The organism is Rhodanobacter thiooxydans LCS2, assembly GCF_000264375.1.
Lineage (GTDB): Bacteria > Pseudomonadota > Gammaproteobacteria > Xanthomonadales > Rhodanobacteraceae > Rhodanobacter > Rhodanobacter thiooxydans.
Window position 1 is genome coordinate 16,204 of sequence record NZ_AJXW01000048.1, and the last position, 22,737, is coordinate 38,940.

Annotated in this window: 26 protein-coding genes and 2 pseudogenes; 16 read left to right on the plus strand and 12 right to left on the minus strand. The window is 69.7% G+C overall.

The genetic code is table 11. The features are described 5' to 3' along the window. Position 1: 1 nt before the first annotated feature. The 3 genes and pseudogenes from UUA_RS19615 to UUA_RS20005 all read left to right on the plus strand — a co-directional run. Positions 2-712, plus strand: coding sequence for a hypothetical protein (locus UUA_RS19615; RefSeq protein WP_008436741.1), 711 nt, complete (start codon positions 2-4; stop codon positions 710-712). Beyond that, the gene (locus UUA_RS20205) at positions 709-1,110 is read left to right on the plus strand and encodes a J domain-containing protein (protein WP_008436743.1); all 402 of its coding nucleotides are present in this window, start codon (positions 709-711) and stop codon (positions 1,108-1,110) included. The genes UUA_RS19615 and UUA_RS20205 overlap by 4 nt, the downstream gene beginning before the upstream one ends. Positions 1,111-1,302: 192 nt before the next feature. Continuing rightward, positions 1,303-1,690 (plus strand): annotated as a pseudogene (locus UUA_RS20005) (acyltransferase family protein); the annotation flags it as partial. A gap of 9 nt (positions 1,691-1,699) precedes the next feature. Here the strand turns inward: UUA_RS20005 and UUA_RS10830 are convergent. Continuing rightward, a complete protein-coding gene (locus tag UUA_RS10830) occupies positions 1,700-2,551 on the minus strand; it encodes an endonuclease/exonuclease/phosphatase family protein (protein WP_008436752.1) in 852 nt (283 codons plus the stop codon). A 105-nt stretch (positions 2,552-2,656) separates the two neighbouring features. Between UUA_RS10830 and UUA_RS10835 the strand changes: the two genes are divergently transcribed. Then, entirely contained in the window at positions 2,657-4,303 is a 1,647-nt protein-coding gene (locus tag UUA_RS10835; RefSeq protein WP_081491541.1) for a trehalase family glycosidase, read from the plus strand. A gap of 170 nt (positions 4,304-4,473) precedes the next feature. Next, complete coding sequence (locus UUA_RS10840; protein ID WP_008436756.1) at positions 4,474-4,854, plus strand: hypothetical protein; 381 nt, start codon at positions 4,474-4,476, stop codon at positions 4,852-4,854. Between the two features lie 199 nt (positions 4,855-5,053). Here UUA_RS10840 and UUA_RS10845 read toward each other — a convergent pair whose 3' ends face one another. Beyond that, positions 5,054-5,845, minus strand: coding sequence for a DUF4377 domain-containing protein (locus tag UUA_RS10845; protein ID WP_008436758.1), 792 nt, complete (start codon positions 5,843-5,845; stop codon positions 5,054-5,056). A gap of 68 nt (positions 5,846-5,913) precedes the next feature. Further along, positions 5,914-6,618 (minus strand): murein L,D-transpeptidase catalytic domain family protein, encoded by a 705-nt coding sequence (locus UUA_RS10850; RefSeq protein WP_008436760.1) that lies wholly within the window; start codon positions 6,616-6,618, stop codon positions 5,914-5,916. A 158-nt stretch (positions 6,619-6,776) separates the two neighbouring features. Here UUA_RS10850 and UUA_RS10855 point away from each other — a divergent pair, with 158 nt between their 5' ends. Both UUA_RS10855 and UUA_RS10860 read left to right on the plus strand, forming a co-directional pair. After that, entirely contained in the window at positions 6,777-8,459 is a 1,683-nt protein-coding gene (locus tag UUA_RS10855; RefSeq protein ID WP_235605985.1) for a L,D-transpeptidase family protein, read from the plus strand. Positions 8,460-8,911: 452 nt separating this feature from the next. Continuing rightward, positions 8,912-9,157, plus strand: a complete 246-nt coding sequence (locus tag UUA_RS10860) for a hypothetical protein (protein ID WP_008436764.1) — start codon at positions 8,912-8,914, stop codon at positions 9,155-9,157. Here the strand turns inward: UUA_RS10860 and tsaA are convergent. Further along, complete coding sequence (gene tsaA, locus UUA_RS10865) at positions 9,152-9,718, minus strand: tRNA (N6-threonylcarbamoyladenosine(37)-N6)-methyltransferase TrmO (RefSeq protein ID WP_008436778.1); 567 nt, start codon at positions 9,716-9,718, stop codon at positions 9,152-9,154. The genes UUA_RS10860 and tsaA overlap by 6 nt on opposite strands. A gap of 45 nt (positions 9,719-9,763) precedes the next feature. Here tsaA and UUA_RS10870 point away from each other — a divergent pair, with 45 nt between their 5' ends. The 3 genes from UUA_RS10870 (at position 9,764) to UUA_RS10880 (ending at position 11,475) form a co-directional block, all read left to right on the plus strand. Next, positions 9,764-10,138, plus strand: a complete 375-nt coding sequence (locus tag UUA_RS10870) for a YciI family protein (protein WP_008436779.1) — start codon at positions 9,764-9,766, stop codon at positions 10,136-10,138. 1 nt (position 10,139) lies between these two features. Next, the gene (locus UUA_RS10875) at positions 10,140-10,658 is read left to right on the plus strand and encodes a DUF6630 family protein (RefSeq protein WP_008436782.1); all 519 of its coding nucleotides are present in this window, start codon (positions 10,140-10,142) and stop codon (positions 10,656-10,658) included. A 100-nt stretch (positions 10,659-10,758) separates the two neighbouring features. Then, positions 10,759-11,475: an HAD family hydrolase gene (locus tag UUA_RS10880; protein ID WP_008436783.1), complete on the plus strand. Its 717-nt coding sequence runs from the start codon at positions 10,759-10,761 to the stop codon at positions 11,473-11,475. 44 nt (positions 11,476-11,519) lie between these two features. Here the strand turns inward: UUA_RS10880 and UUA_RS10885 are convergent, their stop codons facing one another. Further along, a complete protein-coding gene (locus tag UUA_RS10885) occupies positions 11,520-11,774 on the minus strand; it encodes a hypothetical protein (protein WP_008436786.1) in 255 nt (84 codons plus the stop codon). Between the two features lie 68 nt (positions 11,775-11,842). Between UUA_RS10885 and UUA_RS10890 the strand changes: the two genes are divergently transcribed. Both UUA_RS10890 and UUA_RS10895 read left to right on the plus strand, forming a co-directional pair. Then, positions 11,843-12,301 carry a putative toxin-antitoxin system toxin component, PIN family gene (locus UUA_RS10890; protein WP_008436789.1) on the plus strand — a complete coding sequence of 153 codons (459 nt, stop codon included), beginning with the start codon at positions 11,843-11,845 and terminating at the stop codon, positions 12,299-12,301. A gap of 63 nt (positions 12,302-12,364) precedes the next feature. After that, positions 12,365-12,553 carry a CPXCG motif-containing cysteine-rich protein gene (locus UUA_RS10895; protein WP_008436791.1) on the plus strand — a complete coding sequence of 63 codons (189 nt, stop codon included), beginning with the start codon at positions 12,365-12,367 and terminating at the stop codon, positions 12,551-12,553. Between the two features lie 179 nt (positions 12,554-12,732). Here the strand turns inward: UUA_RS10895 and pncA are convergent, their stop codons facing one another. Then, positions 12,733-13,383, minus strand: a complete 651-nt coding sequence (pncA, locus tag UUA_RS10900; protein ID WP_008436808.1) for a bifunctional nicotinamidase/pyrazinamidase — start codon at positions 13,381-13,383, stop codon at positions 12,733-12,735. Between the two features lie 59 nt (positions 13,384-13,442). Between pncA and UUA_RS10905 the strand changes: the two genes are divergently transcribed. Beyond that, complete coding sequence (locus UUA_RS10905; protein ID WP_153023005.1) at positions 13,443-13,877, plus strand: hypothetical protein; 435 nt, start codon at positions 13,443-13,445, stop codon at positions 13,875-13,877. A gap of 7 nt (positions 13,878-13,884) precedes the next feature. On the opposite strand, the gene UUA_RS20010 is transcribed toward UUA_RS10905, so the two are convergent. The 6 genes from UUA_RS20010 to UUA_RS20210 form a co-directional block, all read right to left on the minus strand. Beyond that, complete coding sequence (locus tag UUA_RS20010; protein WP_008436810.1) at positions 13,885-14,151, minus strand: prolyl oligopeptidase family serine peptidase; 267 nt, start codon at positions 14,149-14,151, stop codon at positions 13,885-13,887. Between the two features lie 90 nt (positions 14,152-14,241). Beyond that, entirely contained in the window at positions 14,242-14,667 is a 426-nt protein-coding gene (locus UUA_RS20015; protein WP_008436811.1) for a carboxylesterase family protein, read from the minus strand. A gap of 8 nt (positions 14,668-14,675) precedes the next feature. After that, a complete protein-coding gene (gene cls, locus UUA_RS10915) occupies positions 14,676-16,070 on the minus strand; it encodes a cardiolipin synthase (protein WP_039953843.1) in 1,395 nt (464 codons plus the stop codon). Between the two features lie 60 nt (positions 16,071-16,130). Further along, on the minus strand, positions 16,131-17,498 hold the full coding sequence (locus UUA_RS10920; protein WP_008436813.1) for an FAD/NAD(P)-binding protein: 1,368 nt from the start codon (positions 17,496-17,498) through the stop codon (positions 16,131-16,133). Between the two features lie 30 nt (positions 17,499-17,528). Beyond that, positions 17,529-18,104: a cysteine dioxygenase gene (locus UUA_RS10925; RefSeq protein ID WP_008436814.1), complete on the minus strand. Its 576-nt coding sequence runs from the start codon at positions 18,102-18,104 to the stop codon at positions 17,529-17,531. Between the two features lie 137 nt (positions 18,105-18,241). Beyond that, entirely contained in the window at positions 18,242-18,889 is a 648-nt protein-coding gene (locus UUA_RS20210; RefSeq protein WP_008436815.1) for an energy transducer TonB, read from the minus strand. 415 nt (positions 18,890-19,304) lie between these two features. On the opposite strand from UUA_RS20210, the gene UUA_RS10935 reads away from it, so the two are divergent. From UUA_RS10935 to UUA_RS10945, 3 genes and pseudogenes are all read left to right on the plus strand, one after another. After that, the gene (locus UUA_RS10935; RefSeq protein WP_008436816.1) at positions 19,305-21,446 is read left to right on the plus strand and encodes a TonB-dependent receptor; all 2,142 of its coding nucleotides are present in this window, start codon (positions 19,305-19,307) and stop codon (positions 21,444-21,446) included. Between the two features lie 159 nt (positions 21,447-21,605). Beyond that, positions 21,606-22,267: pseudogene (gene trhA / locus UUA_RS10940) on the plus strand (PAQR family membrane homeostasis protein TrhA). Continuing rightward, entirely contained in the window at positions 22,264-22,596 is a 333-nt protein-coding gene (locus UUA_RS10945; RefSeq protein ID WP_008436821.1) for a TfoX/Sxy family protein, read from the plus strand. Before trhA ends, UUA_RS10945 begins: the two are co-directional and overlap by 4 nt. Positions 22,597-22,737 lie beyond the last annotated feature (141 nt).

Consider the following 22,737-nt stretch of genomic DNA (forward strand, 5'->3'; position numbering starts at 1 on the left):
GATGGCGTTGTCCGAGCCGTGGTTGCTGATGGGCGGTGTGCTTGGCCTGTACCTGTACGACGCCGCCCAGCTGCTGTTCCACGATGAGGTGGTGCTGGAGGCGCGGCGGCGCGGTTTCGTCGTCTCCGGCGGTTCGTCACTGGAACTTGGCGGCCGGCACCTGTTCCTGCCGAACCCGTGCTGCCCGCATCGAGTGCTGCTGCGGCTGGCCTGGTCCGGCACGGCATCGCCGTTGCAGCGGGTGCGATGGCAGCGCGTCCGGTTCACGCTGGCGACCTTGGCGCCGTGGACGTGGCTGCTGCTGGGCCTGTTCTTCGCGGGTTTGCCATGTGCGCTCTGGCTCGGTTCGCATGCGGTGCTGCTGGGCTGGCTGCTGCTGACCTACCTGGTGATCGTGGCGATGCTGGTCCAGGTGTATCGCCGCCGGAAGGCGCTGAACCTTTCGCCGCGGGCAGTGCTGGCGCTGGCCTTCGACGCGCTGCTGTGCGCGCCATTCGCGCTGAACATCGTCAGGAAGATCAGCCTGCGACAACAAGCTGTTCCCGACCTGCGTCGCGCCGCCGCGTCGATGCTGCCACCTGCGCAGCAGGCAACGCTGCTCGATCTGCTGCGCGGGCGGATTCGCACCAGCCTGGATTTCGTGGAGCCGGGCAGTGCAGCCAGCGATTCGTTGCAGGCCTGCCTGACGCACTTCGAGGACAACACGCCATGACCCTCACGCAGGTCGTCATCATTCTCGCCGGACTGTTCTTTGGCTACCGGCTGGTCAGCCACCTGCTTTCGCCGGGCACCGGTGAACAGGATAGGTCATCGCGTCGCCCGTCCGATGGACAGGACGGGCGGGGCGACGCGAACGGCCACTGGCGCGACTACGGCCCGGCATGGAGCGATGCGCCGCCGCCCGCGCCGCCGGCCGCGTGGTACCAGGTGCTTGGTGTTGCCGAATCCGCCAGCCTGGGCGACATAGAGCGTGCCTACCGACAACAGATCAGCCAGTACCACCCGGACAAGGTGGCCCGACTCGGGGAAGATCTCCGTCAGTTGGCCGAACGGCGCTCCAGGGAGATCAACGCCGCGTACGACATCGCCTGCCGGTTGCGACGCGGATAGCCGTGAGGGTGGCAGGACGTGGGGCCAGCGAGGTCCGATGGTGTTGGTCGCATCGGCGGGGGCCATGGTTACAGGCATGTCGTGCATGCACCACGGGCTGATCCATGACGATGAGAACATTCCTGCCGCCTGCCCTGTCCGGAACGTCGGCGCTGCTCGTCGCCACGGCTGCTGACCAGCTACGGCAACAGCGAACGTACCGGCCTGCTCGCCAACGCGCGGGCTGGCCAGTGCTGTCGTTCGGCTTCGGCCTGCTGGTGTTTGCCGGCGCGGACCGGCACAGCCTGATCGGCCGCTGGCGCGTGCCGGGCGCGGGCTGGCTGGCGGCGGTTTCCTACACCCTCTACCTCAGCCACAAGATCGCCTTGCACCTATGCAGGTGACGTTCGGCACCGCGTTGCAGGGGCAGCGCGCGCTTGCTTTCGCCACCTATGCGCTGGCGGTCCTGCTGCTGGGGGCGGCGCTGCATTATCTGGTCGAACGCCCGTTCCTGCGCCTGCGCGAACGCGGCAAGGCGCGGGCGAATTCGCTGGCGCCGGGCGCAGCGGCAGCCCAGCCGGCGGCGGCCGCTACTGATTGAGGAGGCGGCTCAGTGCGCCCGGTCGTGCTGCGGCCAGCGGAATTCGGCCACCACCGGAAAGTGGTCGGACGGGTAACGCCCGTCCTGATGCGTGGTGACCGTGCGTGCCGCATCGGCGTGCAGGCCGCGGTAGAGGATCCAGTCGATGCGCCGGTCCGGCGTGCCGGTGAAATCGTGGAAGGTGGCTTCGGGGCCGCCGTGGGTGTCGGCAGCGAGCCTTGCGTCCTGCAGCAGCCCGGTGAGCAGTGCGTGGGCGGGGCTGGCCGGGGTGGTGTTGAAGTCGCCGGTCAGCACGATAGGCAGGTTCGCGGGCACGGCTTCGAGGCGATGGAGGATTTCCTGCGCCGCGCGGGTGCGCGCCGGTTCGTCCTGGTCGCGGTAGGGGAAGTGCGTGTTGGCGTAGTAGAAGCGCTGGCCGCCGGCCTTCAGCTCGAAGACCGCCCAGGTCACCATGCGCGGGAACGGGTGGCCCCAGCTGATGCTGCCGGGAACGTCCGGTGTATCGGACAGCCAGTAGTCGCCGGACTCCACCACCTTGAGCCGGTCGGTGCGGTAGAACACGCCCATGTGCTCGTCGCCGTCGCCGCCGCGGCGGCCGCGCCCGAACCAGGCGTAGTGCGTGAGCTGGCCGACCAGATAGTCGCCCTGCAGCTTGTACAGCTCCTGCGTGCCGATCAGGTCGGGTGCCTGTTCGCGGATGGTGCGCACCATCAGGTCGCGGCGCAGCTCCCAGCGGTTGGCGCCGTCGTCGGGGCTGGGCAGGCGCACGTTGAAGCTCATCACGCGCAGCGTCTGCGCCGCCGCCGGCGGCAACGGGAGCGACAGCATGGCTACGGCAAGCAGCAGCGGGATGAGGCGCATGGCGGTTCCTTCGAACGCATCGGCACGGGGGCGTCGCTAGCATAACGGTGCCAGCCGCGTGATGATGCAGGGCCACGCCCCTTCCCCGGACGCAAGATCATGTCGATGAAACCGCTGTCCCGAATCCTCCTGCTGGTCGCGTCGTTTGTCTTCGTCACCGCGGTGCCGGCAAAGCAGGCGCCCGATGCGCAGAAGACGCAGGCCTACATCCACCGCGCGTGGACCACGCTGACGCGCTCGATGGACGACTGCTCGGCGCTGCGTGATCCCAAGGTGGGCACGCAGCCGGTGCTGTACCTGCCGGCGAACCTGCCGACGCCGCCGGACCTGGCCGCGGTGAAGCAACGCTGCAACGTCGACGTGCACGTGCTGCCGCGGGCGATCGACCAGCTCGGCGACGTCGCGCCGACCTCGCTGCCGCGGCAGGGGCTGCTCTATCTGCCGCATCCGTACGTGGTGCCGGGCGGCTTCTTCAACGAGATGTACGGCTGGGACAGCTATTTCATCGTGCTTGGCCTGGTTGCCGATCACCGCGAGGCGCTGGCGCGCGACATGGTCGAGAACGCGCTGTTCGAGGTGCAGTACTACGGCGCGGTGCTCAACGCGAACCGCACCTATTACCTGACCCGTTCGCAGCCGCCGTTCCTGAGCTCGATGATGCGTGCCGTGCTGGACGACCCGGACAGCTTCAAGAGCAAGGCCGCAGCCCGCGCGTGGCTCGAACATGCGTACCCGCTCGCCGTGCGCGACTACTCCACCTGGACGCGCAAGGAGCATCAGGCCGGCGCCACCGGCCTGGCGCGCTACTACGATTACGGCGGCGCCGCGCCGGTGCTGGAGATGCGCGACAGCAGCTACCTGCGCGGCGTGATCGACTGGCTGCTTAAGCACCCGTCGCAGGATCCTGGCTACCTGGTCAAGGCCGCCGAGCATCCGGACGCAGCGGAAGCCGCGCGGCTGAAGACCACCAGCTGCGACGTCGAGGCTTCGAAGGTCTGCGCCGGTGCCTGGTCGAAAGGCTATCGCCTGAGCGCCGACTTCTACCTCGGCGACCGCGCGATGCGCGAGTCAGGTTTCGACACCAGCTTCCGCGTGGGTCCGTTCAGCGGCTCCACCCACCACTACGCGCCGGTCGACCTGAACAGCCTGCTGTATCGCTACGAGCGCGACCTGCACGACTTCGCCGTGCAGCTGGGGAACACGGCGGATGCCGCACGCTGGGCCGATGCCGCCGCGGCACGGCGCGCGGCGATCGACAAGTACCTGTGGCGCGCCGACCAGGGCATGTACATGGATTACGACTTCGTGCGCGGCAAGCCGTCCGACTATCACTTCGTCGCCACTTTCTACCCGCTGTGGGCCGGCGCGGCCTCGCCGGCGCAGGCCGAATCGCTGCGCGGCAAGCTCGGCATCTTCGAGCGCAAGGGCGGCCTGCAGACCAGCGACCACGCCAGCGGCGCGCAGTGGGATGCGCCGTTCGGCTGGGCGCCGACCAACTGGCTGGCGGTGGCCGGGCTGGACGCCTACGGCTTCCACGACGACGCCCGCCGCATCGCGGGCGAATTCACCGCCACCATCGACCGCAGCCTCGCCCACGACGGCACCATCCGCGAGAAATACAACATGGCCAGCGGCAACGCCGACGTGAAGATAAGCGCCGGCTACACCGCCAACGTGATCGGCTTCGGCTGGAGCAACGGCGTGTACCTGAAGATGCGGGCGCTGTTGCGCGATCGCCCCGGCGAGCCGTAAGCGGACGCATCGGCGTCGGGCATAATCGCCGGCGGAGGGAGCAGGGGATACGTATCGCGGCGCGGGAGTTTTCCGCCCCGGCCTTCGGGCCGGGACGGCAGCTGCCCACGCGTGGCGGCATCGGCCGGTTCCCGCCGCCGAGGTTCCAGTCAACCAACAGGGGAAAGGGAATGAACACCTACAATCCTTACGAGGCGCCGAAGGCCGCCATGGCCGCGCCGGTGGCGAACGACGCCGGCATCGAGCAGGTGGCGAGCGCGCAGAAACTGATCATCTATTCGATCCTCGCCTATTTCGCCGGCGCCGCCGCGCGGACCTTCCTGGGCCCGATCGGCCTGCTGCTGGTGCTGGGCGCGGTGCTGATGGGGCTGATCGGCACGTTCCGCCTGTGCTCGGGGCTGGGTTATTCGATGCCGGTGCGGGTGATCCTGATCGTGCTGATGTTCGTGCCGCTGGTCAGCCTGATCGTGCTGCTGGTGCTGAACGCGAAGGCCACCGCCAGGTTGCGTGCGGCCGGGTATCACGTGGGCTTGCTGGGGGCGACGCGCTGAGGCGCGGGCATCGGGCCCCGGCTACAGGCCGAAGCGGATGACACGGCGACGGGCGCGCAGCAACTCGGCTGCGCGCACCATTCGTGGTTCCGCGTCGAGCGCACCGGGGTCACCTTCCGCCGCGTGGGCGCCGACGGCGCAGTGTTCGACTACACCGGGGGCGATCGGCGCAGCGCCGGCGTGCACGCTCTGACGCGGCTCAGGGCTGCGCCTTGACGGTCTCGCTCTCGATCACCTGGTCCAGCACGTACGCGCCGGCCGGCGGTTGTTCCGGCGCGTAGCGTTTCACGCGAAGCACGTTGCGTACGCCGGGCTGGTGCCGGTAGCCCTCGATGTCCTGTGGCAGCGGCTGCCAGGGGCCGGGTTCGCCGACGCGGTGGCCGTCCGCGTCGTAGTGGCGTTCGCGCACCTGCAGGCAGCTTCCGTGCGCGGTCTGGCACGGCACTGTCTGCGCGGCCACTTCCAGGAACACCGTTTCGCCGGGGCCACCATGGCGCGTTTCGGCGGTGGGCTGGCCAGCAAAGGTGAGCGTCCGGCCGTTGGCGGTGGCCAGGGTGAGCAGCGGCGTGTCGTCGGCGGTCGACACGATCAGCGAGGGCCTACCCTGCAGCACGGCCTTGATGGTGGCTTCGCGCTGCACCAGGGTAGCGTCGGTGCAGGCCATCATGGTCTGCCGCGGCGTGGTGGCGAGGAGGTGGCCGTCGACGATCCGGTAGTCGCTGCCGATCGCGTTGCAGGCGTTGCGCACGCTGAGCTGGCCAGCGCTGAACTCCAGCTGCAACGGCGGCCGGTCGGTCTGGCCGAACAGCGCGTCGAGGCGCCGGTTGCGGGCGTCGACGGCGTCGTGCAGTTGCCAGTGGTAGCGCGTCAGGGTAGCGGTCGATGCTGCCATGCGGCTGGCCGCGGCAGGCGCGGGCGCCGGCGTGCCGGAGTCCGGTGCCGCCGTGCAGGCGGCCAGGGCCAGCGGGAGCAGCCACGGCAGGGTTTTCATGCGATGCCTCCGGCGGGGGCGTATGCCGGCAGGGTAACCCGGCAGCGGCGCGGCGTGGCGGCGGCGGTTCAGGGCGCGTTGATGCTGGCGGTCATGGCCCGCCCGCTGCTGCACTTGAGGTACGGCGACGCGTTGAGCCAGCGTGAATCGGGATAGTAGGAGAACACGTACTGGCCGCCCTTGAGCGCGTCGATCAGCGGCCGCGCGATCGCACTACGCACCGCCGGGCAACCGTAGCTGCGGCCGATGCGGCCCTGCTGATGGGCCAGCGCGGGGTTGACGTAGGCCGCGCCGTGGATCACCAGCGCGCGCTCCAGCGCGTGGTCGTTGGTACCCGGTTCGAGGCCTTCCATGCGCAGCGAGTAGCCGTTGCGGCCGGCGTAGGTGTCCAGCGTGCGGAACAGGCCCAGGCTGGACTGCAGGCTTTCCGGCGTATTCGAGAACCGCGTTGCCAGGTTGTCGCCGGTGTTGCGTCCGTGCGCCACCAGCTCGTGGTACAGCAGCTTGCGCTTGGCCAGGTCGAACACCCACAGCCGCGGCTCGGTCGAAGGCTTCGAGTAGTCGATCACCGCCAGCCGGTCGGACGGCGGCTGGCCCTGCGCCGCAGCGCATTCGGTGGCGGCCAGCGCCAGCCCGATCACCTTCGGGTTCGCCTGCGGGGCGAGCTGGCTGAGGGCGTCCTGCAGCGACGGCGTGGCCGCGTGGGCCGCGCTGAAACCGGCGGCAGCGAGGAACAGCGTCAGGGCGGCAGCGTGGCGCGGGAGTCGGCTCATCGAAACGGTTAGGGGGCGAACATGTGGCTGCCGATCCTAGCAGTCTTCTGTTAAGAGCCTGTTCGTACTCGCCCGTGAGGCCCGTGCGAACCCGTCGTCCGCTTGCGCTGACCGGAGGCTGTGTTATGACAAGGCGGTCCCTTGCGCAGGATCGTGCCGTGCCATCCAGATTTTCCCGCATCGTTCACGGCGTCCTCGTGCTGGGCCTGCTGGTGGGGGCTGCGGCACATGCGCAGCAGCCCGCGCTGCCGCAGCCCGCGCCGGAGCAGCCGCTGAGTCCGGTGGCCGAGCAGATCCGCGAGCGGGTCGAGCAGTGGCGCGCCGCGCACGCCAACGCCGATGTCCTCACCACGCCCGGCGATGCGGTGACGATGTTCTACGAGCAGAACCAGTTCGCGCCGGCGTGGACGCGGGCGGTGGACCTCGACCAGTTGCTGGCCGCGCTGCGCGACGTGGCCGACGACGGCCTCGACCCGCAGGACTACTCGCTGGCCGAGCTGCAGCGCCAGCGCAGCGTGCTGGCCGACCCGCGCGCCACGCCGACGCAGCGTGCGCAACTGGACCTGCTGGCCACCGATGCCTGCCTGGCGGCGCTGCTGCATCTGTATCGCGGCAAGGTCGACCCCGCCACGCTGGACACGCACTGGAACTACGACCCGCGCCAGCTCGATCCGGCACAGGGCCTGAAGGCCGTGCGCGACGCGCTGGCGCGGGGCGCGATCGGCGAGCTGTTCGCGCGGGCGCGGCCGCAGAACCCGCTGTATGCCCAGCTGCGCACTGCGCTGGTGAAGTTGCGTGAGGTGGCGGCGCAAGGTGGCTGGCCCGCGATCGCCGACGGCCCCACGCTGAAACCGGGCAGCCACGACGCGCGCGTGCCGGCGCTGCGCCAGCGGCTGCAGCAGGGCGGTCTCGCGGTGGGCAGTGGTACGGACGACCTGTACGACCCGGCGCTGGAAACTGCGCTTGAGCAGTTCCAGCGCGAACAGTACCTGGCGCCCGACGGCCACCTGGGCAAGGCCACCCTGGCGGCGCTGAACGTGCCGGTCGCGGCGCGCATCGGCCAGCTGCGCGTGAACCTGGAGCGCGCGCGCTGGCTGCTGTACCAGCTGCAGGGCGATTTCGTGGTGGTCGACATCGCCGGCTACCAGGTCGCCTACTACAAGGACGGCAAGCCGGTGTGGCGTTCGCGCGTGCAGGTGGGCAAGCCCTATCGCAGCACGCCGGTGTTCAAGTCGAAGATCACCTACCTCACGCTCAATCCGACCTGGACGGTGCCGCCGACCATCCTGAAGAACGACATCCTGCCCAAGGTACGCAAGAACCGCGGCTACCTGGCCGCCAACCGCATCCGCGTGCTGGACGGCCAGGGCCGCGAGCTGTCGCCTTCCAGCGTGGACTGGGCCAACCCGCGCGGCATCGTGCTGCGCCAGGACGCCGGCCCGGGCAATTCGCTGGGTCGACTGGTGATCCGCTTCCCGAACGACTACGCGGTGTACATGCACGACACCCCGCATCAGGAGCTGTTCGCCAACGAGCAGCGCACCTTCAGCTCCGGCTGCATCCGGGTGGAACGCCCGCGCGAGCTGGCCGAGCTGCTGCTGGATGATCAGCAGCGCTGGAACCGCGCGGGCATCGACGGCGCGATCGACACGCTGAAGACGCAGACCGTGATGCTGCGCAAGCCGGTGACCCTGCTGCTGGCGTACTGGACGGTGGACCTGCGCGAGGACGGCCGGGTCGGCTTCCGCCCCGACGTGTACGACCGCGACCCGCCGCTGCTCGCCGCGCTGGATCGCCCGCGCGTGTCGCCGTGGCTGCCGGTGGTTGCGACGCCGCCGTGAGGGAACCCCGAACAATCCGGTTTTGTTCGTCATCCCGGCTTGCGCCTGCTGTCCGGAATATTTTCAGAAGCGCGCTCGCCGCACGCCGTGGCCCGCCGCGGGGTCTTTTCCCTGATCACTGCCCACAGTGTCGAGGCTGCGACAATCCTCCCCACTGTCATTCCGGCCTTCGCCGGAATGACGACGGGGGTGGACATTTCGAGTCGAGGCGGCGCTCCATGAAGCAAAAAAAGGCCGCGCCAGGTGCGGAAATGGCGCGGCCAGGGTTGGAACCGATCCACTGCCAATGCATCGGTGACGGCGGCGGAGCGCTCCGCGCCGGCCCGCGCCGCATGCCGGGCGCGCGTCTCACCGACTGGGATTGCCCTGATCCCGGTCAGGGCGCCCGGGCGGGGCGGCCGTCACCATCGCCGCCGGCGGATAGGCCGCCCTCAACCCTGGAGACCGTACCGATGCTGTTTCAAGTGAAGGATCTTGCCGGCGACACCGGCGCCATCGCCGCCATCCTGCGTGCCCATGACGCCACCGCGAAGGTCACCGCGGATGCCGTCGCCGGACAGATCGACGTATCGGCGCAGCTGACCTCCGGCCAGGTCATCACCGCCCTGCGCGAGGCGGGTTACGAGGCCGCTCGCGTGTCCGAGCCGCAGCAGATCCACGTCAGCGGCGGCAGCACCTGCTGCGGCAGCTGTTCATGAGGCGCTGACGTCGCCGGCGCCGCGTGGCCGCGCCCGCGGCTTGCGCGGCCCCGGCGCGGAGCCGCGGCCCTGCGCCGCGTCGATTGTGTCGATCCAGCCTGCGCGTGCCTGCGGAAACGCGTCCGCGTAAGGCACGTAAGGCTTGATGTCGAGGATCGGCGTGCCGTCGAGCAGGTCCACCCCGCGCACCCGCAGCGCGCCTTCCTCCACCGCCACCAGTTCCACCGCCGACAGCCCGAGCGCGTTCGGCCGGTGCGGCGAGCGCGTCGCCAGCACGCTGCGCTTGCCGCCGCCGCGCGGCGGGCGCACCTCGGCTTTCCAGCCCTCGCTGCGGTGGAACGCGAACAGCAGCCAGATCCGCTCGAAGCCGGCCAGGTCGCGGAACGCCGCCGCGGGAAAGCCTGGCACGAACTCGATCACGGCCTCGGCCGCTACCCCGGTCTCGGTGCCGGCCACCACGGTGGGCTGGTGCGGCGCGTCGATGCGCTGCGCATACGGCGAGCGCACGAAGGCGATCGGATGGCAGGACAGGGCGTGCAAGCTATCGGGCGCGGTGCTCATTGCGGCATTATCGCTCCTTCGCCCTGCTTCCCCGCCGAGGACGCCATGAAATTTCTCGTGATGATCTACTGCGACGATACCTTGCTGGACGCGCTGCCCGAAGGCGAGTTCGACACCTTGATGCACGGTTGCTTCGCCAAGGCCGACGCCCTGCGCGCGAACGGGCAGCTGCACGACTCGCAACAGCTGGAGGCGCCCTCGACCGCGCGTACCGTGCGCGTACGCAACGGCGCCACCAGCGTGGTCGACGGCCCGTACGCCGAGACCAAGGAATACCTGGGCGGCTTCAACCTGATCGAGGCCGCCGACATGGACGAGGCGGTGCGCATTGCCTCGGCCTTCCCGTGGTCGCGTACCGGCGCGATCGAGGTTCGCCCGATCCGCGACATGGATGCGGTGCGGCGGCGGGTCGGCGCCTGAAATGCGCGACGACGACGATTTCGAGGACGATCACGACTTCGACGAGGACGACTCGGTCGAGGCGAAGGTGTGGCAGTTGCTGCTGCTGATCAACCCCGGCGACGAGGAGACGGCGCTGCAGCAGTTCGGCGAATACCGCGAGGCGTTCGCCGAAGACGGCGACGCCGAGCCGGTGGCGCTGATCGCGCGGGTGATCGACTGGCGCTCGGGCTTCATGGTCGCCGAGGATGACCTGCGTTCGCTGGTACAGGCGCTGGACGAACTGGCCGCGCGCTGGAACCTGTCGATCGACTGGGGCGGCGATCCGGACGACGACGACTATTTCGACGATGCCGATGCCGGCAGCCTGCTCGGCATCGCCTACGATCGGCTGGCCGAATCCGGCTATACCTTGTGGACGTGGGAAACCGACGACGATTCATACGCCGGCTGGATCACCCTGACCCGCGACAGCGAGCCGATGCGCGAACTGGCTGCCGCGTTGCACATCAACCTGCGTCCCGGCAGCGATTTCGGCTGAGAGGCTTTGAATTTTTCGGCCGCATGGGCGAGTCCGGCCATGCGCCGAGGCCCGATTCTTCACGAACTCCGGGCGACGGAACAGAGGGAACGGAACGAGCATGTTGCAACTGATCGGTTTCGACGGCGACGACACGCTGTGGCACAGCGAGGGCTACTACCGCGCGGCCGGCGAGGCGTTCGCCGCGATCATGGGGCGCTACGTGGACCTGGGCGACCAGCACGTGCACGACAGCATGCTGGCCACCGAGCAGCGCAACCTCAAGCTGTTCGGCTACGGTGCGAAGGGCATGGCGCTGTCGATGGTGGAGACCGCAATCGCGGTCAGCGATGGTCGCATCTCGGCGGCCGACATCCATCGCCTGGTCGAGCTGGGCAAGACGGTGCTGCAGCATCCGGTGGACCTGCTGCCGGGCATCCGCGAAGCGGTCGAGGCGGTGGCGGGGAAGTACGAGGTGGTGCTGATCACCAAGGGCGACCTGTTCCACCAGGAGAAGAAGGTGGCCGAGTCCGGGCTGGCCGACCTGTTCCGCCGCATCGAGATCGTCTCGGAAAAGAACGCCGCCACCTACCGCCGCGTGCTGGGCGAATTTGCACTGCAGCCAGAACAGTTCGCCATGGTCGGCAACTCGCTGCGCTCGGACATCGAGCCGGTGCTGCGCCTGGGCGGCTGGGGCGTGCACCTACCCTACCACGTGACCTGGGCGCACGAGCTGGAGAACGGCCTGGCCGCCGACGAGCCGCGCATGCTCACGGTGGACGCGCCGGCAGCGATCCCGGCGGCGGTGGAACGCTTGCAGGAGTTTGCCGCGGCGTAGGGCGGGCACTGCCCGCCGCTCGCCATCACAAGCAGGCCCAGCGCTTAATCGTCGAAGCCCGTGTAATCCTCGGGGAAGATCGGCGTGCCGTCCGCTTCCAGCCCCTGCATGTCGGCCAGCGCCTTGGCAGCAGCGGCCTCGGCAAGGTCCTTGTCGCGGAAGCTGCGGTTCTCGCAGATCGCGTAGTACACCGGAAAACCGTGGCGGCGCGGGGTGATCGCCAGCCATGCTGCGTAGCGCGAGCCCTCCAGCGTGGCGCCGGAGCGGGCAAGGTAGTCGTTGAACTCGCGCTCGGCCATCGGCGGCGGCTCCGGCTGGGGTGGGGCGTGCAGTGTATCGCGTGGCCCGCTTGCCTCATCATGGCGCGATGAACGCAGACGAGCCGCCCGTGCCACGCATCGTGCTGGACACCAACGTGTGCCTGGACCTGTTCGTGTTCCACGACGCGCAGTCCGCCGCGCTGCACGTGGCGATGCAGCGCGGCACGATCGAGGCGGTGACGCGAGCGGACTGCCGCGACGAGTGGCGGCGCGTGCTGCACTACCCGCAGTTGCCGGTCACCGACGCCACCCGGCCGGCGATCGAGGCGGCGTTCGATGCGCTGGTGCGCTGCCTGCCCGACGAGCTGGCCATGGCGCCGACCGCGCTGCCGCTGCCGTGTTGCGCCGATCCGGACGACCAGAAATTCCTGGAACTGGCGCAGGCTGCGGGCGCGCGCTGGCTGATCAGCAAGGACAACGAACTGCTGAAGCTGGCTCCGCGCTGCGCCCGCGACGCGCTGTTCTGGATCGGCCTGCCGCAGGCGTGGCCGCCGTACGAGCGTTGAGCGTCGCAGCGTCGCCGGTACGGTGCCGTGGTGTACTCGCAGACCCGCTTGCCGAGATGCGCCATGCTCACCCCGCACACTATCGACTGCCCCTACTGCGGCGAACCGATCGAGATCCTGGTCGATGCCTCGATCCCCAGCCAGCAGTACATCGAGGACTGCCAGGTCTGCTGCCGGCCGATCACGCTCAGCGTGGAGATCGACGCGGATGGCGAACCGCGGGTGCGCGCCAGCGGCGAGGACGAAACCTGAATTGGGGGCACCCCGCACCGCGGGCGGGGAAGTCAACGCCATGCGCCTCCCCCTGCAAGGCAGGGGGAGGTTGGCGACCGCAGGGAGTCCTTAGGGGGTGCTCCACGCGGGCGAAAAAGGGCAAGAGCACCCCACCCGACCCTTCCCTGCGTTGCAGGGGAGGGAGCCGTGCCTCGCCGTCAACCGGCGAACGTCGTTGATTCCACGATGCCGATACCCTGCGCCTGCAGCGCGGCGCGGGTGGCCTCGTCGCTGGCCGGCGTCACCGGGCGGCTGAGGTCCCATAGCACGCTGGCGCGGAAGCCCAGTGCCTGCGCGTCCTGCGCGGTCCATAGCACGCATACGTCGCGCGCCAGTCCACACACGACCACCTCGTCCACGCCGCGCTCGCGCAGCCAGCCGGCCAGGCCGGTGCTGGGGCGCGTGCCGTGCGGGCCGTGGTTCTCGCGGAAGCCGCTGTAGGAATCCACGGCGCCGTCGCTGCCTTTGCGGATCACCGCGTTCAGCGCCGACCAGTCCACACCCGGATGCAATGCGGCGCCGGGCGTCCCCTGCACGCAATGCTCCGGCCACAGTGTCTGCGGCTGGCCGTACAGCGCGATCTGCTCGAACGGCGCGTGGCCCGGGTGCGAGCTGGCGAATGAGACGTGTCCTCGCGGGTGCCAGTCCTGGGTCGCCACCACGTGACGGAAGCGGCGCGCGCGCAGCAGTGCGTCGAGGCCTGGCACGATCGCGTCGCCCTCGTGGCAGGCCAGCGTGCCGCCGGGCATGAAGTCTGGCTGCACGTCGACCACGATCAGCGCGGCATGGGATAAGAGGGGCTGGCTCATGGCGTGGGAGGCGCAGGGAGGGTCCGACCAGTCTAGCGCGCGTACCGCGATGCGCCGGCATGACCCATAATGCGCGCTGCAGCGGCAATACGAATCAGGGGCAGGTGATGCAGTACGACCAGTCGTGGATGGGTTACGGGATCGTCGGCGGGCTCCAGGCCGGCCTGATCTCGGCGGCGGCGGGACTGCTGCTGTTTTTCGTGTTCCACTGGCTCGGCCGGCGCAACGGCTGGGGCTGGGGCCAGAAGATCGGCTGGTCGTTCCTGCTGGCGACCGCGCTGACCGCCAGTGGCGATCTGTGGAACCTGTTCTATTTCAATTACGGCCGGTTGCAGTCGCTGCAGCTGCTGAAAGTGAAGCTGGCCGGAGTGCATGACCCGGATCACATGGGCCTGCGCGCGCTGTGCGAATTGCTCGGCGTGGCGCTCGGCATCTACGTCGGCTGGGTAGTCGCCAGCGGCGACTGGCGTCGCCGCTTCGGCGGGCGCAGGTAGCGGTTCCTCAGCGCGCCGGCAGGCGGTGCGCGAACATCCACGGCCACAGCGACGCGGTGGCGTAGGCCTGCGGCCAGGAGACGTGGCCGACGCCCGGAAATTCGGTGTGGCGCACCTCGCTGCCGCGCGCCTGCAACGCGGCGTACATGCGGCGCGATTCCGCCGGCGGCACCACGTCGTCATCGGCGCCGTTGAAGATCCACGTCGGCAGCGCGCCGATATGTGCGGCGACCCAGGCGTAGCGGTCGCCGACGTCGGCGGGAATGCCCTCCACCTGCAGCTCGAGGCTGTCGTTCGGGTGACGGATGCCGCCGCAGATGATCGCGGCGGCGGCGAACGTGCCGGGGTGATCCAGCGCGATCTGTCAGGAACCGTAGCCGCCCATCGACAGGCCGGTGAGGTAAAGCCGCCGGCGGTCGCCGTGCCATTCGCCGATGCTGTCGTCGAGCGCCTTGAGCGCCATCGCCTCGATCGCACCGTTCCATTGGCTGCCGTCAGGCGCCTGCGGGATCACCACCACGGCCGGGAAATCCGCGCCGTGCTGCGCCAGCCAGCGCGGCAGGCCCTGGCCAAGCTGGGCGCGGTTGTCGCTGCCGCGCTCGCCGCTGCCGTGCAGGGACAGCACTACCGGCCAGTCGCGTTTGGCCGTCCAGCCGTCCGGCACGAACACCTGGTAGCGGTAGCTGGCACCGTGTAGCTGCAGCAAGCGTTCCACGAAGCGCGGCGCCTCGCCGGCACGAGCGGCCACGCTGGTGGCCAGCAGGCAGAGCAACAGGACGAGTCGGCGCACGGGTGTTCCTACAGCAGGGGGTCGAACAAGCGTGCCACATGCATGGCCACCCGGCGCAGATAGGGCGCCTCGCGGTATTCGCGCTCGTCGATGGCTTTGGCGCGGGCGAAGTCGGCGTTGAACATCGCCGCCACCTCGGCGGTGAAGGCATGGTCCACTGCCAGCGCGGCGACCTCGAAGTTGAGCCGGAACGAGCGGCTGTCCAGGTTCAGGCTGCCGATCGCGGCGGTGTCGCGGTCGATCAGCAGTGCCTTCTGGTGCAGGAAGCCGGGCTGGTAGCGGAACACGCGGATGCCGGCGCGCACGGCGGCGTAGGCGTGCAGGGTGGAGGCGAGGAATACGGTGCGGTGGTCCGGGCGCGAGGGGATCAGCACGCGCACGTCGACCCCGCGCAGCACCGCCAGCTGCAGCGCGGCGCGCACCGCATTGTCAGGCACGAAGTATGGCGTGCTCAGCCACACGCGCTGGCGCGCTGCGTTGATCGCGGCAGCAAAGAACAGCGAGCCGGTCTCCTGCGGATCGGCCGGGCCGCAGGCCACCACCAGTGCGCTGGCATGGCCGTCGGCGGGCGGCACCGGGCACAGCGGCAGCGCCGTGCCGGTGATCCATTGCCAGTCGTCGGCGAACAGCTGCTGCAGGTCGGCCACCGCCGGTCCGGCCAGTTCCAGCTGGGTGTCGCGCCACGGCGCCAGCGGCGGCTTCAGGCCCAGGTATTCGTCGCCCGCGTTGAGCCCGCCGACGAAGCCGCGCGTGCCGTCCACCACCAGGATCTTGCGGTGGTTGCGGAAGTTCAGCTGGAAGCGGTTGCGCCAGCGGCGGGTGGCGAAGCGGTGGATCGCCACGCCGCCGGTGCGCAGGGTCTCGACGTAGTGCTGCGGCAGCGCGTGGCTGCCGATGCCGTCGAACAGCACGCACACGCGCACGCCGGCGGCGGCGCGTTCCAGCAACACCTGCTGCAGGCGCCGGCCGAGCGCGTCGTCGTGGATGATGAAGAACTGCACCAGCAGGCTGTGCCGGGCGTCGGCCATCGCGCCGAGCATGGCCTCGAACGCGGCCGCGCCGTCGATCAGCAGGCGCAGGCGGTGGCCGCTGCGGAACGGCCTTCGCTGCAGCGCGCTGATCGCGGCGTAGCGCTCGCAGCCCGGGTCGACCGGCGCCGCGGCGTCGGCCGTGGTGGACAGCGCGGGCGCCGCCGGCGCGCGGTGTCCGGCGTGGTAGCCGAGGAAGCGGCTGGAGCCCAGGTACAGGTAGGGCAGCAGGGTCACGTAGGGCAGCAGCAGCAGGCCGAGCGTCCAGCCAACCGCGCCCTGCGGCGTGCGCATGTGCATCACCGCATGCATCGCCGCGAACAGGCCCAGCAGGTGCGCCGTAGCGATGCCGGCGGTGAGCAGGCTGGCGGTCATCGCGGGCGCCGCGGGCCGCTCGATGGCAACGCCGGGCATGTGGAGATCATGAACAGTCGCTCAGCCGCCGAGCAGCTGGTCGGCGAGGTGGCGCGCCTGCTGGCGGATTTCCGGCATCGCGGTGGATTCCCACAAGGTGCCGCGCAGCAGGCTGCCGATGGCGAACAGGTTCGGCCAGTAGCGCTCGCCATCGCACAGGTGGCCGTCGCTGTCGGCCTGCACGCCGAGGCCGAGCGGGTCGGGTGCGATGTGCGCGTTGGTGAGCAGCTGGCTGAGCAGCTGGTGGTTGCAGCGGCGCAGGTCGGTCTCCAGGCCCACGGTCTGGATCACCAGGTCGGCGTCCAGCGTGCGGGTTGCGCCGGCGTGGCCCACGGTCAGCTGCAGCGCATCGCCGGCGAGCTCCACCGCGTGCACGCGTCCGCACTGGCGCTGCAGCCGGCCGTCGCGTTCGAGCGCAGCGATCGCCTCGCATACCTGCGGCGGCATGCGGTGGCGCACGCGCTCCCATGCCCAGCGCGCGTGGCGCATGAAGCGCGCGCGCTGCTCCGGCGACAGCTCGGCCCACAGTGCCGGCAGGTGCGGGCGCAGACTGTCGACGACGGCGCGCCACTCGGTGCCTTCCTGCGCGATCGCCTCGCGCAGCAGGCGCATCCAGCGGCGGATCTCCGGCGCGTCGCGCATCGCCTCGACCAGCTCGGCGCCGTCGCCGCTGGGGGCGGCGGCTGCGGGCAGGTGCGCCTCCGGCAAGCTGCCGTGGCGGGAGATCGCGACGAACTCGGCCTGCGGCCACTGCACGGACAGTTCCAGCAGCACGTCGACCGCGGTCAGCCCCAGGCCGATCAGCACCACCTTGCGCGGCGGCGGTTGCAGCTCGGCGGCACCGGCCAGTAGCGGCCACGGGTCGACCACGTAGCGGCCGCTGGCGAGCGCGGCAGCGCCGACCCCGGGGAGCGGCTGCGGCGGCAGCGCGCCCAGCGCCAGCACGGCGGCGTCGGCCTGATGGCTTTCTTCGCCGTGGATCACGGTGACGCCATCACGCTCGGGCACCAGCGCATCGACCGCAAACGGGATGATGTTGATGTGGTGCCCGCGCGTCTTGCCATGCTGCAGCGCGCGCGCCACCTCTGACTCGAGGTAGTCGCCATAGCGGCGGCGCGGCAGGAAGTCGGTGCCGGCGACGGCGGGGTCGTCGCGCTGCACGAAATCCAGGAAGCCGCGCGGCCTGCCGGCGAACATGCTCATCGAAGCCGCGCGCACGTTCAGCAGATGGCGCTCCGACATGGTGCCGTAGGCCACCCCGCGTGCCGGCGCGCCGTCGCCGGTGAACCAGTCCAGCTGCAGCGGCTGCGCCGACGCGCGCTCCAGCAGCTCGCTGAGCAGCGTGGCGGCCGCGGCGCCGCCGCCGATGATGGCGACCCGTCGAAACATGGACTCCCCCGTGCGTGCGGTGGCGGGCGGTCAGCCGGACAGGCGGCCGGCGATGGCGCTGCGTCGCGGCGGCACCATCCAGCGGCTGGCAGGTTCGGCCCGCGCGCCGATGACGTGCCCGGCCAGCTCGCCGCCGTAGACGTGCAGCGAAAGCGCGGTGTCGTGCCGCGACAGGTTGCGGCAGCGGTAGGCCTGCGCGCGGTCGCTCTCGAACAAGAAACCGTCGCCCGGGCCGAGCCAATGGCGGCCATGCAGGCTCAGTTCGCCGGAATCGGCGCGGTCGTACGACTGCACCTCGAGCGCGCCCACCAGGGACATTTCCAGACCCCACAGGCCGCTGTGGTCGTGCACCGGCGTGGCGTGGTTCGGCGGCCAGGCCAGCACCAGCACGCTGACCGGCGGCTTGTTGCGCTCGGCCAGCTGCCAGCGTTCGAAACCGTGCCGGCGCTGCCGCAGGTCGGCCAGCCGGCCGGCCAGCGCCGAGGCATCCTGGTGCACCACGCGACCCAGTTCGCGCGCCATGGTGGCGAGATCGGGGTGTTCGACGGCGGTGTGCTCGAGCGCGATCGCGCGCAGGATCTTCAGGAGATGCTGGTACTTGCCCATGCGTGGAACCTGGCAGGGTGAACAATCGCCAGTGGAGCATGCATATCGTTAAAGGTGCGTAAGCCAATAGTGTTTCGGCGGCACCGGCGCGCGGCGCCCGGACGGCGCTCGCCGGCCGGGCGCCTGCAGCGAAAGTGCTAGTCGCGCAGGTCGAATGTCACCGGCACCCGCGCCCATGCGCGCACCGGCTGCCCATCCACCATCGCCGGCTGGAATTGCCAGCCGGCCAGCACCTGTTCGGCAGCGCTGCGGTCCAGCAGCAGGTAGCCGCTGCCGTGCTCCACCGACACCTGCACCGGCTTGCCGGTTTCATCCACCAGCACGCGCAGCAGCACCGTGCCGTGCATGCGCTGCTGCAGGGCGCGGGTGGGGAAATGCAGCGGGGCCGAGCGATAGGCCAGGCTGGCCTCGACTGGCGCCGCCGCTGTCGGGCCGGGCGTGGCTGCGGTCGGCAGCAGGCTCGGGGCCGCCGACGGCGCGGCGACGTTGCCTTCGGCGGGGGGCGCAGCGATCGGCGGACTACTTGGCCGCGGGTGCGCAACGGGCGCAGCGGGCGGATGCGGCAGGGGTTTCATCGTGATCGGCGGCAGAGGCAGGGGCGGCTTCGGTTCGTCCAGACGGAGCGTGGGTATCGGGTTGATCTGCTCGATCGCGTGGAAGAACGCCGGGGCGCTCGGCCGCGAGGCGATCACGATCACGGCCAGGTTGAGTGCGATCGCCGCGCTGATGGCGGCGATGCGGTCGGGGTGGGGACGATGAGCTACGGCCAGGCTTGCGGACGACATGGCGACCTCCTGACAGCGATGGGCTGGATGCGTCCGTGCACGCTGCGCGGAGACGCAGGGGGATCGTGGGGACGCGCCCGCAGGCTATGCCCGGCGAGAGTTTCCGCGCAAGTGGCCGTCCAGAAGGCTGTTCGTCGAAGGGCGGTTCGGTGCGCCGGCCGGTGCGGCAGGCGGCCGTGCGGAAGGATGGGTGCAGCCCACCGCGAACGGGTTCCGGTTGCCATCACGGGCAGGGGGGGCGTGGATTCGCGGCCGCCGGGCGTGCGGCGCCGCGAAGCCAATCGTTGCGCAGCTTCCCGCATGCGCGAAAGGCACAACCGGAGCAATCGCAAGATCTTGCAAATGAGAATAAATATCAATATCGTCCGATACCCAACCGGGCCGATGTGTCCGTCCGTCCACCCAAGGCAGCTCCATGTCCAATCCGAACCCTCTCGCTGCGGCGCTCGCTGCGGCGCTTCTTCTCGCGTTCGCCCCGCCCGTCGTCGCCGGATCCGCGTCGGGTCCGGAACAGGCCACCAATCTCAAGCCGGTCAATGTCCGTGCGGCGAGTGTCGACGGCTACGCGGCGGCCGGCACCGACACGGCGACCCGGACGCGTTCCCTGCTGCGCGATATCCCGCAGTCGATCACGGTGGTGACCGGCGACCTGATCCGCGACCTGGCGATGACGAGCATGGCCGACGCCGTGCGCTACATGCCCGGCGTCGGCATGGGGCAGGGCGAGGGCCACCGCGATGCGCCGATACTGCGCGGCAACGGCTCCACGGCCGATCTGTTCATCGACGGCATGCGCGACGACGTGCAGTACTTCCGCGACCTGTACAACATCGAACGGGTGGAGGCGCTGAAGGGGCCGAACGCAATGATCTTCGGCCGCGGCGGTTCCGGCGGCGTGCTCAACCGGGTCAGCAAGGTGGCCGATGGCCAGCAGCACCGCGAGCTGTCACTGCAACTGGGCGAGCAGCAGCGCCGGCGCCTTGTCGCCGACTTCGGCGAGCCGATCGGGGAGAGTGCCGCATTCCGTGTGACCGGGCTGTACGAGGATTCCGGGAGTTACCGCGACGGCGTCACGCTGAAGCGCTACGGCATCAATCCGACGCTCGCGTTGCGCGCCGGCGAGCGCACCCAGGTGACGCTGGGCTACGAGCATTTCCGCGACGAACGGGTCACCGACCGCGGCGTGCCGTCGTACCGGGGGTTGCCACTGTCCACCGCCGCCTCGACCTTCTTCGGCGATCCGCGGCAGAGCCCGACCTGGGTCACTGTGGACGCGTTCAATGCCCTGGTCGACCACGATTTCGGCAACGGCCTGGGCTTGCGCAACCGCACCCGCTACGCCGACTACGACAAGTTCTACCAGAATGTATTTCCCGGTGCGGTCAACGCCGCCGGCACGCAGGTGTCGATCTCGGCCTACAGCAACGCCACCCGGCGCCGGAATCTGTTCAACCAGACCGACCTGACGTATGAACTGCTGACCGGCGCAGTCCACCACACCCTGCTCGGCGGACTCGAGCTGGGCCGGCAGAGCACCGACAATTTCCGTCGCACCGGCTATTTCGGCGGGACCGGCTCCCCCGCGACTTCGGTCAGGGTGCCGGTGTCGGACCCGCGCTACACGCTGCCGGTCGATTTCCGGCAGAGTGCGACCGACCCCAGCAATCACGGCATCGCCAAGGTTGCCGCGCTGTATCTCCAGGACCAGATCGAGTTCTCGCCGCAATGGCAGGCGGTCCTCGGTCTGCGCTACGACCGCTTCACGATGGAGTTCCACGACAATCGCAGTGGCCAGGATTTCTCCAGCACCGACAACCTGGTGTCGCCGCGCGCGGGCCTGGTCTACAAGCCGGTTGAACCGCTGTCGCTGTACGCCAGCTACAGCATCGCCCACCAGCCGCGGGCCGGCGAGCAGCTCACCTCGCTTACGCTGGGCAACCGCACGCTGGAGCCGGAGCGGTTCACCAACCGCGAGCTCGGTGCGAAGTGGGATGTGAGCCCCGGGCTGGCGCTGACCGCGGCGGTCTACCGGCTCGACCGCAGCAACGTGGCGGTGACCAACCCGGCCTGGGACCCGGCGACCAATCCGGGTGTGCCGCAGTCGTTGCTGGTGGACGGCCAGCGCATCAAGGGCGTCGAGCTTGGTTTCAGCGGCAGGCTGACTTCGGCGTGGAGCGTCATGGGCGGCTATGCCTGGCAGGAGGGCGAGATCACCAGGCCGTTGTCGCCGAGTCTCCCCGCCGGCACCCGGCTGGCGCAATTGCCGAAGCACAGTGCCTCACTGTGGAACCGCTACGACTTCAATCCGATGTGGGGTGCGGGCGTTGGCGCGATCCATCAAGGGCCGGTCTTCGCTTCCACCAGCAACCGGGTGACGCTGAAGGGCTACACCCGCTACGACGCGGCGGTGTTCCTGACGCTGAGTCCGCAGCTGCGGCTGCAGCTGAATGTCGAGAATCTTTTCGACAAACGGTATTTTGTCAGCGCGCACAACGACAACAACATTACCCCGGGTTCGCCGCGCGCGTTCTACCTGGGGGTGAACGTCAGGCTCTGAACCATGGCGGGGCGGGCAGTGCGAGCCCGCCTCGCCGACGGCCATGGCTCTGGGCGGAAAGTGCATAGAGGAGCGGCATTTCCGCATGGGGTTGTCACCGGTAGGCAAGCGCCGGTGCGCCGGCTAAGGTAGGCGCGAACCGGATCCGGGAGCCATGCCATGTCCACCTCCGTCGCGGCGATTCCCCGCTACAGCTTCGGCGACGAGCTGGCCAGCAGCATCGTGCATGGCCTCGGCATCGTGCTCAGCATTGCCGGGCTGGCGACGCTGGTGGCATTCGCCGCGTTGCACGGCAATGCGCTGACGGTGGTGGCCTGCGCGGTGTTCGGCACTTCGCTGGTGCTGCTGTACACCGCCTCGACGCTGTACCACTCGATTCCGGTGGCGGCGGCCAAGCCGGCGTTGCGCGCACTCGACCACATCGCGATCTACCTGCTGATTGCCGGCACCTACACGCCGTTCACCCTGGTTGCGTTGCCAGGGGCGTGGGGCTGGAGCCTGTTCGTGGCGGTGTGGGCGCTGGCGCTGGCCGGCAGCGCGCTGGAACTGGGCCTGCTCGGTCGCTACCGCAAACTGGCGGTGCTGCTGTACGTGGGCATGGGCTGGATCGGATGGTCGCGTTCAAGCCGCTCAGCGAGCATCTGCAGACCGGCGGCATCGTGCTGCTGCTCGCCGGCGGGCTGGCCTATACGCTGGGCGTGCCGTTCTACCTGTGGCGGCGGCTGCCGTACCACCACGCGCTGTGGCACGTGTTCGTGCTGGCCGGCAGCGTGCTGCACTTCCTCGCCGTGCTGCTGTACGTGATTCCCGACCCGGCGTGAGCGTGCCGCCGGGCCTCGCGGTACTGCGCCGCGAACTGGAGGACGCAGCCACCCACCTGGGCCGTCCGCACGAGTTGCGCTTCCAGCCGATGTTCGGCGCGCTCATGGCATACCTCGACGAGCAGCCGTGCGCCTGGCTGACGCCGGCCGGGCTGGCACTGAAACTGGCGCCCATCGACCAGTCGGCGCTGCTGCGGCTGGAAGGCACCGCGCGGCTGGTCGCGAAACCCGGCGCGGCGCCGAGTCGGCACTACATCGTGCTGCCCGCCGCGCTCAGTCGCGACACCGCGCAACTCGCCCGCTGGCTGGCGAAGAGTGCGCGGCGCTGACGCTCAGCGCTTGTGAAGAAAACCACTTCCTGTGGTTTTCTTCGATCGCGAGTCCGGTACACGCCCGTACTCGCTCACATGAAACAGTCACGTGTGACTGTTTCATGCCCGGCCGTCGTGGCCGGTCTGAGAGGTTGAATA